Source organism: Enterobacter sp. PL_is379, from assembly GCF_055817355.1.
In genome coordinates, this window is record NZ_JBVPGT010000019.1 from 38,726 (window position 1) to 51,577 (window position 12,852).

Annotated in this window: 12 protein-coding genes; 4 read left to right on the forward strand and 8 right to left on the reverse strand. The window is 56.0% G+C overall.

All coding sequences use genetic code 11. From position 1 onward, the window contains the following. Positions 1-51: 51 nt before the first annotated feature. Both AC0TOY_RS02165 and actP read left to right on the forward strand, forming a co-directional pair. Positions 52-366, forward strand: a complete 315-nt coding sequence (locus AC0TOY_RS02165; protein ID WP_024906733.1) for a DUF485 domain-containing protein — start codon at positions 52-54, stop codon at positions 364-366. After that, positions 363-2,012, forward strand: coding sequence for a cation/acetate symporter ActP (actP, locus tag AC0TOY_RS02170; RefSeq protein WP_024906732.1), 1,650 nt, complete (start codon positions 363-365; stop codon positions 2,010-2,012). Before AC0TOY_RS02165 ends, actP begins: the two co-directional genes overlap by 4 nt. 32 nt (positions 2,013-2,044) lie before the next feature. Here the strand turns inward: actP and AC0TOY_RS02175 are convergent, their stop codons facing one another. Then, entirely contained in the window at positions 2,045-2,734 is a 690-nt protein-coding gene (locus AC0TOY_RS02175) for an LrgB family protein (protein WP_024906731.1), read from the reverse strand. Beyond that, positions 2,727-3,137, reverse strand: a complete 411-nt coding sequence (locus AC0TOY_RS02180; protein WP_021242769.1) for a CidA/LrgA family protein — start codon at positions 3,135-3,137, stop codon at positions 2,727-2,729. The genes AC0TOY_RS02175 and AC0TOY_RS02180 overlap by 8 nt, the downstream gene beginning before the upstream one ends. A gap of 102 nt (positions 3,138-3,239) precedes the next feature. Between AC0TOY_RS02180 and AC0TOY_RS02185 the strand changes: the two genes are divergently transcribed. Beyond that, positions 3,240-4,127, forward strand: a complete 888-nt coding sequence (locus AC0TOY_RS02185) for a LysR family transcriptional regulator (protein ID WP_473721442.1) — start codon at positions 3,240-3,242, stop codon at positions 4,125-4,127. Positions 4,128-4,208: 81 nt separating this feature from the next. On the opposite strand, the gene AC0TOY_RS02190 is transcribed toward AC0TOY_RS02185, so the two are convergent. The 4 genes from AC0TOY_RS02190 to soxR all read right to left on the reverse strand — a co-directional run bounded on the left by AC0TOY_RS02190 (position 4,209) and on the right by soxR (position 9,068). Further along, entirely contained in the window at positions 4,209-5,855 is a 1,647-nt protein-coding gene (locus AC0TOY_RS02190; RefSeq protein ID WP_024906728.1) for a Na+/H+ antiporter, read from the reverse strand. Positions 5,856-6,005: 150 nt separating this feature from the next. Then, positions 6,006-7,355 (reverse strand): guanine/hypoxanthine transporter GhxP, encoded by a 1,350-nt coding sequence (gene ghxP / locus AC0TOY_RS02195; RefSeq protein ID WP_032650612.1) that lies wholly within the window; start codon positions 7,353-7,355, stop codon positions 6,006-6,008. 294 nt (positions 7,356-7,649) lie between these two features. After that, on the reverse strand, positions 7,650-8,321 hold the full coding sequence (locus AC0TOY_RS02200) for a glutathione S-transferase family protein (protein WP_473721443.1): 672 nt from the start codon (positions 8,319-8,321) through the stop codon (positions 7,650-7,652). Between the two features lie 288 nt (positions 8,322-8,609). Continuing rightward, complete coding sequence (gene soxR, locus AC0TOY_RS02205) at positions 8,610-9,068, reverse strand: redox-sensitive transcriptional activator SoxR (RefSeq protein WP_008503388.1); 459 nt, start codon at positions 9,066-9,068, stop codon at positions 8,610-8,612. Positions 9,069-9,166: 98 nt separating this feature from the next. Here soxR and soxS point away from each other — a divergent pair, with 98 nt between their 5' ends. Further along, entirely contained in the window at positions 9,167-9,493 is a 327-nt protein-coding gene (gene soxS, locus AC0TOY_RS02210; protein ID WP_008503387.1) for a superoxide response transcriptional regulator SoxS, read from the forward strand. Between the two features lie 6 nt (positions 9,494-9,499). Here soxS and AC0TOY_RS02215 read toward each other — a convergent pair whose 3' ends face one another. Then, the gene (locus tag AC0TOY_RS02215; RefSeq protein ID WP_048989829.1) at positions 9,500-11,065 is read right to left on the reverse strand and encodes an EAL domain-containing protein; all 1,566 of its coding nucleotides are present in this window, start codon (positions 11,063-11,065) and stop codon (positions 9,500-9,502) included. A 338-nt stretch (positions 11,066-11,403) separates the two neighbouring features. Further along, complete coding sequence (locus tag AC0TOY_RS02220; RefSeq protein WP_024906724.1) at positions 11,404-12,807, reverse strand: sensor domain-containing diguanylate cyclase; 1,404 nt, start codon at positions 12,805-12,807, stop codon at positions 11,404-11,406. Between the last annotated feature and the right edge of the window lie 45 nt (positions 12,808-12,852).

The window sequence follows — 12,852 nt, forward strand, 5'->3', positions numbered from 1 at the left end:
ATAGGGGAGAGGGGATAAAACAAACCAACCTTACCTCTGGAGAACTCTGTGATGAATAACGATATTTGTCAGCAGATAGAGAATAGTGCGCACTACAGGGAGCTCGTCGATAAGCGGCAACGGTTTGCCTTCATCCTTTCCATCATCATGCTGATTATCTATGTCGGCTTTATTTTGCTGATCGCCTTTGCCCCACACTGGCTGGGCACCCCGTTGCACGAGGGGACCAGCGTGACGCGCGGCATTCCGATTGGCATTGGCGTGATTGTGATTTCATTCTTGCTGACCGGCGTCTACGTCTGGCGCGCGAACGGTGAATTCGATCGTCTTAATAAAGCGGTACTGCAAGAGGTAAAAGCATCATGAAGCGAGTTCTGACGGCGCTCGCCGCCACACTTCCCTTTGCCGCCCACGCGGCGGATGCCATTACCGGCGAGGTACAGCGCCAGCCGACCAACTGGCAGGCGATTGTGATGTTCCTGATTTTCGTGGTGCTGACGCTGTATATCACTTACTGGGCGTCGAAACGCGTGCGCTCCCGTAACGATTACTACACCGCAGGCGGCAACATTACCGGCTTCCAGAACGGGCTGGCGATTGCGGGTGACTTTATGTCCGCCGCCTCCTTCCTTGGCATCTCCGCGCTGGTCTACACCTCCGGCTATGACGGCCTGATTTACTCCCTCGGCTTCCTCGTCGGCTGGCCGATCATTCTGTTCCTGATTGCCGAGCGCCTGCGCAACCTGGGCCGCTATACCTTCGCTGACGTGGCCTCGTATCGCCTGAAGCAGGGACCGATTCGCACCCTCTCCGCCTGCGGCTCGCTGGTGGTAGTGGCGCTGTATCTGATTGCGCAGATGGTGGGCGCGGGTAAATTGATCCAACTGCTGTTCGGCCTGAACTACCACATCGCGGTGGTGCTGGTGGGCGTACTGATGGTGATGTACGTGCTGTTCGGCGGCATGCTGGCGACGACCTGGGTGCAGATCATCAAAGCCGTGCTGCTGCTGTTCGGCGCCAGCTTTATGGCCTTTATGGTGATGAAGCACGTCGGGTTCAGCTTCAATAACCTGTTTACCGAAGCCATGGCGGTCCACCCGAAAGGGGAAGCAATCATGAGCCCGGGCGGGCTGGTGAAAGACCCGATATCGGCGCTTTCACTGGGTCTCGGACTGATGTTCGGTACCGCGGGTCTGCCGCATATTCTGATGCGCTTCTTCACCGTGAGCGACGCGCGTGAAGCGCGCAAGAGCGTCTTCTACGCCACCGGCTTCATGGGTTACTTCTATATTCTGACCTTTATCATCGGCTTTGGCGCGATCATGCTGGTGGGGGCGAACCCGGCATTTAAAGATGCCGCAGGCGCGCTGATTGGCGGTAACAACATGGCGGCGGTGCACCTGGCGGACGCGGTGGGCGGTAACCTGTTCCTCGGCTTTATCTCTGCCGTGGCTTTCGCCACCATTCTTGCGGTGGTTGCGGGTCTGACGCTGGCCGGGGCGTCGGCGGTCTCGCATGACCTCTACGCCAACGTCTTCCGCAAAGGCGCGAGCGAGCGCGATGAGCTGAAGGTCTCCAAAATCACCGTGCTGGTGCTGGGCGTGGTGGCGATTCTGTTAGGCATTCTGTTCGAGAAGCAAAACATCGCCTTTATGGTGGGGCTGGCCTTCTCCATTGCGGCAAGCTGTAACTTCCCGATCATCCTGCTCTCCATGTACTGGTCGAAACTGACCACCCGTGGCGCGATGATTGGCGGCTGGCTGGGGCTGCTGACGGCGGTGATCCTGATGATTCTGGGCCCGACGATCTGGGTGCAGATCCTCGGTCACGCAAGCGCCATCTTCCCGTATGAATACCCGGCACTGTTCTCCATTGCCGTGGCGTTTATCGGCATCTGGTTCTTCTCGGCCACCGACAATTCGCCGGAGGGTAATCTGGAGCGCGAAAAATTCCGCGCCCAGTTTATTCGTTCACAAACCGGTCTCGGCGTCGAGCAGGGCCGCGCGCACTAAGCCTTTCTCCCCGGCCATTCTGGCCGGGGAGCTTAAAACATCACCCACGCCACCAGCGGTGCAACCAGCACCATCACCACGCCCGACAGCATCATCACCAGGCTCGCGACAACGCCCTCCTGCTGGCCCAGCTCATACGAACGTGCCGTGCCCGCGCCGTGCGACGCCGCGCCGAACCCTGCCCCTTTCGCCATGCCTTCGCGAATGGAAAGCCGCAGAAAGAGCATATCGCCCACCGCCATCCCAAAGACGCCCGTCACCACCACAAACAGCGCCACCAGGTCCGGCTGCCCGCCGAGCGGTTTTGCCGCCGCCAGCGCAAACGGCGTGGTCACCGAGCGCACGGCCAGGCTGCGCTGAATTTCATCGGGCAGCGTAAACAGTCTCGCCAGCCAGACGGAGCTACAGACCGCGACCACCGTGGCGGTGATCACCCCTGCGCTGAGCGACATCCAGTGGCGTTTGATAATCGCCAGGTTGTCGTAAACGGGCACGGCAAAGGCGATGGTCGCCGGGCCGAGCAGCCACAGCAGCCAGTGGGATTCGCCAATGTAGTTCTGCCAGGAAATGTGGCCAAAGACCAGCATCAGCACCAGCAGGATCGGCGTGAAGACCAGCGGCATCAGCGGCAGGGCGTGAAAACGACGATACAGTCGCTTGTTGGCAAAGTAGATCCCGAGCGTCGCAATCAAGCACAAGACGCTGATCTGAAAGTTAGTCATGTTTGTGCCTGCTGATTTCAAAGCGGTAGACTTTATCCACCACCCAGGCGGTCGCCCCCAGCACCATCAACGTACTCAGCGCGATCACCGCAAAGATTCGCCAGCCGTCCACCATCAGCAGCTGCGCATAGTTCACCACCGCCACCACGGCGGGGACAAAGAACAGCAGCATCTCCGCAAGCAGCCAGCGCGCCCCGGCGCGCACCCAGTTGAGGGGGATCACGCGACACAGAATAAGCGTCAGCATCAGCAGCATCCCCACCAGGTTGGCAGGCAGCGGCAGGTGGAGCCAACCGACAAGATATTCGGCAAAAACAAACAGTCCCGCGTAGAGCAGTACCTGAACCGGGACCTGGAGTCGTTGAACAACGGCAGGCGTAACACGGCTTAACGCCACGGCCATGGGGGTTTTCCTCAAAAATGAGACGAGGCGCCAGTATAGTGAGCGCACGGTGTGGACTGAAATGAATTAAAATCATCAAAGGTATAGTTTCGAGGAATAATCATGGACATAAGAACGCTGCGCTATTTTGTCGAAGTGGTTCGTCAGCAAAGTTTTACCCGCGCAGCGGAGAAGTTGTTTGTCACCCAACCCACCATCAGCAAGATGCTGAAAAACCTCGAAGATGAACTGAACTGTACCCTGCTGATCCGCGACGGGCGCAAGCTGCTGCTGACCGACACCGGACGCGTGGTGTTCGAACGCGGGCTGGCGATTCTGGCGGAGTTCCGCCAGCTGGAAGCGGAGCTGGACGATATAAACCATTTGACCAAAGGGGTGCTTCGCCTCGGCATTCCCCCGATGGTCGGCATGATGATGGCCGGGCCGATCAGCCTGTTTCGCCAGCGTTATCCCGGCGTAGAGCTGAAGATTTCGGAGTTTGGTGGGTTAACCGTCCAGCAGGCCGTCACCAACGGCGAGCTCGACGTAGCAATGACCGCCCTCCCCGTTGAGGAAGAGAGCGGCCTGGCGACGCTTCCGCTCTTTAGCCACCCGCTGTGCGTGCTGGTGCCCCGCTCCGGCGACTGGCTGAAGAGGGAGTCGGTGAAGCCTGAACTGCTCGGCGAGCACCCTCTGCTGATCTACAACGAAGACTTCGCCCTCAGCCGCCAGCTGATGACGCTGTTTAACCAGCATAACGTGAAGCCACGCATTGCGGTACGCAGCGGGCAGTGGGATTTCCTGGCGGCGATGGTGCAGGCCGGCGTGGGGATTGCCATTCTGCCGCAGCCGATTTGCGAGCGTCTGGATAAAAACACGCTGCGCTGGATCCCGCTGGAGAGCGACCTGCACTGGCAGCTGGGGATGATCTGGCGTGAAGGGGTGTATCTGTCGCACAGCGCACAGGCGTGGCTGCAGTGTTGTGAGGGGTTTTGGGTGCGGTCTGAATAATGCCCGGTGGCGCTGCGCTTACCGGGCCTACGTTCGAACCGTAGGCCCGGTAAGGCGAAGCCGCCACCCGGCAAAACAGCGCTACTGATTCTCTATCAACAGCGCTTCCAGCAGGTCCAGATCGTGCAGCAGCTTTTGCAGCGTCTCGTTGCTGATCTGGCGCGTGGCGCGCAGGTGATACAGCTCGGCACGCTCGGAGCGCAGCGCCGCCAGACGGAACCGACGCTCCAGGTTCTCCTCCTGCAGCGAGCTTTCCACGTCGTTACGCCCGTCGGCCCGACGACGCAGGTTACCAATCACGCGGGAACTCACTTCCGTCAGCAGCTGATTGTCGATGTTCTCTTCCGCATCCGCGGCCAGACGCTCTTCCATTTTCTGGATAGCGACAATCGCCACTTCGGCGGTAGCCGCCCGCGCAATACGCTCCTCTTTATGCTGCTGGGTCGAATCACCGGCATCAATATGCTGGAGTAAAATCGGCAGCATAATCACGCCGACAAACAGGGAGAACAGAATCACGCCCGCCGCCAGGAAGACCAGCTCGTAGCGCGCCGGGAAGACGTCGCCCGTCGGCAGCAGCAGCGGAATGGAGAGGACACCGGCAAGGGTGATCGCCCCGCGTACGCCCGCAAAAGAAGCAATCAGCAGTTCACGCGTTGTCCACGAGCCGAACTCCATCGGCTTTTTCTTCAGGAAACGGACGCTGAAGTTTTTCATCGTCCACAGCCAGCCGAAACGCACCAGCATCAGCGCCAGGTAGATCAGCACGATGTCGGTAAACAGCATCCAGACCTCAACGTTCGGGTCGGCCTCGGCCGCCACCAGCGAGGATTCCATAATGCCCGGCAGCTGCAGGCCCAACAGCAGGAATACCATGCCGTTAAAGACAAACTCCAGCATGGCCCAGGTGCTGTTGGCACGCAGACGCATGGCCAGCGGCGCGCGGCGCATCACGCCGGAGCGGGTAATGGTCATCCCTGCCGCCACTGCCGCCAGAATGCCCGATACGCCGATATGTTCAGCAATCAGATAAGAGGCAAACGGCAGCAGGAACAGCAGTACGATCTGCGTAGCGGGTTCATCGCCGCCCCAGCGGCTGAGGAAACGCAATGAGCGGCCGTACAGCCAGCTCACCACGAAGCCCGCGAGAATACCGCCAATCGCTACCTTGAAGAACTCCAGCGTCGCGCCGCCGACGGTAAAGACCATCGTGCCCATCGCAACGGCCACGGCAAACTTCAGGGCAACCAGGCCGGAGGCGTCGTTCATCAGCGCCTCCCCCTGTAAAATCCCCATGATTTTCTTCGGAATACGGCCTTCACCCACAATGCCGGACAACGCCACGGCATCGGTTGGCGACAGCACGGCGGCCAGCGCAAAAGCCGGTATTAACGGAATGCCCGGTACCGCCCAGTAGATCAGAAAACCAATCCCGACGACGGTGACCACCACCAGCGCCAGCGCCAGGCCGAAGATCTCGCGCCCGTGCTCAAGGAATTCGCGCGTGGGCGTTTTCCAGCCATCGGCAAACAGCAGTGGCGGGATAAACAGCACGAGGAACAGTTCGGGGTCAAATTCCACGTGCAGGCCAAACGTCGGCCACGCCAGCAGCGCGCCGATGGCAATTTGCATTAATGGCAGGGGGACCTGAAAGGGCAGTACGCGTGTAACCACCCCGGATAGCGAGACCACAAGGGTCATGATGAGTATTGTGAAGAAGATTTCCATGCGTTCCCTGTTTGCTGTGTTGCTTATGTACTCCGGAAGGCGTCGTGCCTTTTATTCTATCTTCCCCAGAGTAACGCAAAAGGCAACAGGATGAGTCCTGAAAATAAAAACGGGCGGCCTGAGCCACCCGTTTTCGCATCAAAGGACAACTTAGATTGCCCAGCCGCCCGCGTAGAATGCCACCAGCGCAACGGCGATAATCACGGTGCCGATATTCAGCTTGCGCCACTCACCGGAGACCAGACGACCAATCACCAGCGACGCGAAGCCGATCATAATGCCGGTCACGATGTTACAGGTCAGCACGATGAAGACCGCGGTAATCAGGCCAGACATGGCGTCCACGAAATCTGCAAAGTCGATTTTCGCCACGTTGCTCAGCATCAGCAGGCCAACGTACATCAGCGCTGGCGCAGTCGCATACGCCGGAACCAGATAGGAGAGCGGAGAGAGGAACAGGATCAGCATGAACAGCACGCCGACGGTGATTGCCGTCAGGCCGGTTTTACCGCCTGCCGCCGTACCCGCTGCGGATTCGATGTACACAGCCGCAGGTGCCGCACCCACCAGGCCAGAGAAGACGCTGCTCAGGGAGTCAGTGGTCAGCGCTTTGCCGCCATCAATAATCTGACCGTCTTTATCCAGCAGGTTCGCCTGACCGGCCACCGCGCGGATGGTACCGGTCGCGTCAAACACCGCGGTCATCACCAGCGCCAGCACGCTTGGCAGGATCACCGGGTTCAGCGCGCCGACGATATCCAGGCTGCCAATCAGGGAGTTGCCTTTGTCATCGCTCAGCGACGGCATGGCGAAAATGCCGGAGAAATGGACGTTCGGATCGAAAATCAGGCCAACAATGGAAACGCCGATAATGGTCAGCAGAATGCCGCCCGGCACTTTCAGTTTTTCCAGACCGATAATCACCGCCAGGCCGATCAGCGACATAATCACCGGGAAGCTGGCGAAGTGGCCCAGCGCCACCGGCAGACCGTCCAGCGGGTTCTTGATGACCAGACCGACGCCGTTGGCGGCGATCAGCAGCAGGAACAGGCCGATGCCGATACCGGTACCGTGCGCCACGCCCTGCGGCAGGTTGCGCAAAATCCAGCTACGGATGCCGGTCGCTGAAATCACGGTAAACAGCACCCCCATCAGGAACACGGCACCCAGCGCAACCGGTACGCTGATGTGCTGGCCCAGCACCAGGCTGAACGCGGTAAACGCGGTCAGAGAGATGGCGCAACCAATCGCCAGCGGCAGGTTCGCCCACAGGCCCATCACGATGGAGCCTACGCCGGCCACAAGGCAGGTTGCCACAAAGACAGCCGCTGGCGGGAAGCCCGCTTTGCCCAGCATGCCCGGCACAACGATGACGGAGTAAACCATCGCCAGAAACGTTGTCAAACCGGCAACGATCTCCTGGCGCACGGTGCTGCCGCGGGCCGAAATTTTAAACATGGCGTCAAGTGAACCGCCAGTACGCGCAGATGGCGTAGACATAGAAAACATCCCCTGAGAGTTTTTTAGGAAGTCCGTAAGCGAGGTGGAGACGCCGCTGCCAGCTAAACGTCAAATCCTTGTGTTGCGTTTGCGACGAAAGGGCGTCACAAAAAAAGCAAACGTTTAGCTCCGCGCTTACAAACGGGTGGTCAAATTAAGGCAAACGATTATCTAGCGTAATCCCCGCCCTTTTCAACTGAACTTTATTGTTTTTCGCTAAAATTCACTTATGATGCTGAAGAAATAAACAGAGGATGCGCAAACGTTATCGTCTATGCGCAATTTGTTTACATTTCAGTCCTCGCCCGGGATAGATAACGGCCCCCCTTGCTCCAGCGTTCGTTGCCAGCCAGGGCTGTTTTCAACCTTCGTTTTCCATGCCTGACTATGCGGCAGGTTATTAATACCGCCGCGCGCCAGCAGGGCAAAGATCGGGAAGCTCATCTGGATGTCGGCCATGCTGAGCGAATCCCCGGCAAACCAGCTGTTTTTAGCAAGATGCGACTCAATAAAGCGTGCATGGGTTTCCAGCTGGCGGTTGAGGTACGCTTTCTGCACCCCCTGCCCCAGCGCTTTCCCCAGGGTTCGGATACCAAACGGCACGGGCGGCTTGCCGAGGCTGTTGAAGACCAGCTTCATTAACAGCAGCGGCATCAGCGATCCTTCCGCGTAGTGCAGCCAGAAGCGGTACTGCACCTTATGCGCCGGATCTAAAGGCTTAAGCCGCGACTCGGCATCGTACGTTTCCTGCAGATACTCCAGAATGGCGCCTGACTCTGCGAGGATCAGTCCGTTATCTTCGATGACCGGTGATTTGCCCAACGGATGCACTTTTTTGAGAGCCTCAGGTGCCAGCATGTTCTTTTCACGCTGATAGTGAACGATCTCATAAGGCAGGCCGAGTTCTTCCAGCGCCCAGATCACGCGATGCGAGCGCGACTGGTTTAGGTGATGTACCGTGAGCATGGTTTTCTCCTGGTTATTCATACTTTTTAACTATAGAAAATTGAACAACACCGCGAAAAAAATTCGGCTAAAAACCGGTCAGCGAGGCTGGCGAAAAAACGGGTCTTGCATAGAATTAAAGTGTCAGCACAATCCGGAACCTCCCCAACCAGCTCGACACGAGGGGTGCTGACGTCGGGGGAAACCCTCCCGTGAACCAGCGGGATAGAGTGAAAGACAAAGACCGGGAAAAACTAAAGCGCCCTTATGTGGCGCTTTAGTTCTTTATGTGCTTTTTGCCGCGCAATCTCAGTCCTCTTCCAGCAACCGTGCCCCCGTCCCCTGCTCGCCCAGCTTGTCCCCGGGGTTACGCAACGGACAATCGCTCCGCGACAGGCAGCCGCAGCCAATGCAGCCATCCAGTTCGTCACGCAGCGCGACCAGCGTATGGATACGCCTGTCCAGCTCTTCGCGCCACTGGGATGACAGCTCTTTCCACTCTTTCGGGCTCAGCGTGTGCCCTTCCGGCAGCACGCCAAAGGCCTCGCCGATCGTGGCCAGGGGAATTCCGATTCGTTGCGCAATTTTGATAATCGCCACGTAGCGGAGCACGTCGCGGGTATAGCGACGCTGGTTTCCTCCGTTACGGATACTCTTGATTAACCCTTTGCTTTCATAGAAGTGGAGCGCCGACACGGCAACGCCGCTTCGCTTTGCCACTTCGCCGGGGGTTAAAAGCGCTTTAATTCGCGGCAATCTCTTTTCCATAAAACCTCTTTACCTCAAGTTAACTTGAGGAATTATACTCCCCCGCAGAGAAAACGACGAATTAACCGAGATAGTTGTATCTACAGAGGGGCAACCTTATGTCGCATCAGCAGATTATTCAGACGCTTATTGAATGGATTGATGACCATATCGACCAACCGTTGAACATTGATGTGGTCGCTAAAAAGTCGGGCTATTCGAAATGGTATTTACAGAGAATGTTCCGCACGGTCATGCATCAGACCCTGGGTGAGTACATTCGCCAGCGCAGACTGCTGCTGGCGGCGCAGGCGCTACGCTCAACGCAGCGGCCGATTTTTGATATCGCGATGGATCTTGGCTATGTGTCGCAACAAACCTTTTCCCGCGTGTTTCGCCGCGAGTTTGACCGCACGCCGAGCGACTATCGCCACCAGTTGAATTAATGAATATCAGTGCAAAGGTTGCTGCTGCCAGGTCATAAATTCCTGGGGCGGCATCGCTTTCGCGAAGTGCCATCCCTGACAAAACTGGACGCCGCGCTTCAACAGCCAGCTCACCTGCTCTGCCGTCTCTACCCCTTCCGCAATGGTTTTCAGCCGCAGGCTTTGCGCCATCTCGATAATATGCTCGGCGATCAGGTGGCTGGTGCTGTTGGTCGTTAAGGTATCGATAAACGATTTATCGATTTTCAGGATATCCACGTTCAGCGAGTAGAGGTTGTGCAGGTTCGAGTAACCGGTACCAAAATCATCAATCGCGACTTCATAACCCGCCTGACGGAAAGCCTGTATCACCGGCGTGGTTTTTGGCACATCGATAAAACCGCGTTCCGTCACTTCTATTTTGATTTGCTGCGCACGGACGGCGTAATGGCGAGCCTTCTCGGAAATCATGGCGATCAGCCGCGAGGAGTGGAAATCCGTGGCCGACAGGTTAATCGAAATATAGAGATGGGGATGCTCGGCCAGAAAATGACCCAGATCGCTGAACACCTCTTCAACGACATAGTCTGTGATCCGCTCGCTCATCCCCTCATTTTCCGCCAGCGGAATAAACTCCGCCGGACTCATCACCTGCCCGTTAAAACCAGGCCAGCGTAATAACGCCTCCGCGCCCACGCACCGGTTGTTCTTGATATCAATAATCGGCTGATAGTGCACGCAAAGCTGTCGTTTGGTCAGTGCCCGGTGCAGTAAGCGCCCCGGCGAATTGAGCTCACGATGTGTACGGGACCATACCAGCAAAATAATAATGCTGCAGATCATGCCCAGCGGCAGCGTCAACGTCGCCTGGTGATAAAGCGTTTCATAAAAGCGTTTATTCGATGTCGATACAATGGCCGCAATCGGTCTTTTGGGGGAACTTACGATCGTATAAAAGCGGTTATCTTTTTGAAATACCGATTCCTTATCCCGAATCATCGAATTTAATAAAGAAACATTGGCTTTCTGGCTGACGGAAAAGAAAGCATTGGTTACCGTGTCGTACACTCCCCATGAGAGAGAATGATCCGCAGACATGACTTCGCTGTATGAAAGTGGATTGACGACCACCACATAATTTCCGCGCTGCATATATGTCATTTTATAACCAGTATAAAATGGGGTGTCGCGATAATAATAGATAGCGACGTCAGGTTTACGCGTGTAATTAGCGACAGGAATAGCGTAGGGACGATCCGGTGTAAAAACGGTCGAACAAAGAAAATTCTGACCTTGAGCGTAAATTAAATCGGCGACAAACAGGCGGCCACGAACAACGTTCAGCATATATTGACGATGTCCCGGCGTGCAAAGCTCACCCTGATATTTTTCAGCCTCGTCCCGGGCCAGATCAACCTGTTGAATAACCAGTTCTGTTTTGTCTAAAGCCAGTTCAGCAAATGTCCGTAGCTGGGCGCTTGTTTCAGATACGGCTCGTAGCTGGGCAAACCATAGCGCAAGCATCACAGGCAGCATAACTACCATGATGATCCCTACCACCCTGAGCATTTTGCGCCGCGCGCTACGATTCATTTCCCGCCCTATATCCCTGCATGTTGTACGCCTGTAGTAATGAAGGCCGGATGCTTTGTTAAACAGGTGATTACGTTGCATGAATCATGCGAAGTTAGCAACTGACTTTTCGTATTAAAAATCTTAAATTTCGTTATGACGATAATATTTTCCCGTAAGCTAAACTGTAAGTATTCGTTCCGTTTCAATTAAGGAAAATAATTATCCAGCCCGCAAGGGCGGTGGGAAGATAACACAACAGACGATTGTTGATTAAGCCAAACTTGTAACAGCGCGAAAAATCATAACCTCGACATGGCATTTTATGCTATTTGTTCGGGCGTATTTTGTTCGTTGATTTATAAATAATCAGCTGCCACCACCGTTTTTCCTCGCCCCGAATGCTTGGCCTCATATAATGCTTTATCGGCACGCCTCAGCAGGACTGAAGTATCCCGCTGTCCTCCGCTTACTTCCACAACCCCAGCACTAAATGACAGCGACAGTTTTCTCTCCCCCACGGCCAGCGGGTTGGTTTGCAGAAAGGTGCGCAACCTGGCGGATAACTGCGCAGCGCCATTGCCGTTTGTTTGCGCCAGCAAGAGCAAAAACTCTTCTCCTCCCACGCGGCCTAATGCCGAATCTGAAGGTGATAACTCACGGATCGCGTTACAAAAGTGAAGGAGCGCCGCATCACCCACCGGGTGCCCCCACTCATCGTTGATCTGTTTGAAGAAATCCAGGTCAAACATCAGGACGCAAAAATGGCTGTTAACCTCATGCCGGGCACTGGCCGCCAGCGCAAGCTCAAGCTGCTGCAAAATCGCCGAACGGTTAAAGCAGCCGGTGAGATCGTCAGTAGTGGCTTTTACCTGCAGCTGCTGCTCGGCTTTTTTCCGCTCGGTGATATCCAGCCCAATATTGAGGATAGAGTTGTCCGGCAACAGAATGTTGGACCACAGCACCGTCAGCGGGGTCCCGTCTTTGCGTAGCGGATGCCACTCATACATATCCTTCAGCGGCGAGACATTGACCGACTCTCTTACCCGCCGCCGCTCTTCAGGGTCAGGATAAAACAGCGAAAGCGGATCGGCATGTTCCGCGATCTCCGCCATCGTCCAGCCGAATACTTTTTCACATTCGGCATTCCACAGCACGCAGCGGTTAAATTTGTCGAAAGAGTTCATTAAAACCGGGGCGCGTTCAAAGAGCGTCTTATATTGCGTCACGACACGCTGCATTTCCTGGGCAGTTTTCTCCCGGGCAATAATTTCCGCGAAATAGTCTTTTAATTTTTCGACCAGCACTACGACGATATTTTTCAGAATTGGCAGAGAGGAAAGTCGTTCATCAAACGCTAAAAAGAAATAGCCGCTGCAGTGCCAGTTATGGGTTGAAAGTTTGCACAGGACACCGCTATGCAACTGCGCATAGCCCGGGTGCTGAGGAGGAAATAACGCACGGCCAATATTCTCTTTCCAGTAGACCACCCGCCATGAACGATGATGCCGCTGGAGCAGGGTGTCCGCCAGGAAATCGGCCACTTCGAAGGGATGGCAGGTCATCTCCCCGGCGCATACCACGCGCTGTAGCCCGTCATCACCATTAACGCTTACCCAGGCAAGACTTGCGCCCAGCGCGCGACTGATGGTCGTCAGCATGTCGGTCAGAGAACATTGAGCATGAAGCTGAGGCATCAGCTTAGCCAGCGCATGCAACGCTTGCATGCTGTCATTAACAATCTCACGTCGGTTTTCTTTCATTTTTTTCGCTGATTATCAGGCGATAAACCGGACGCAACTTTCTTC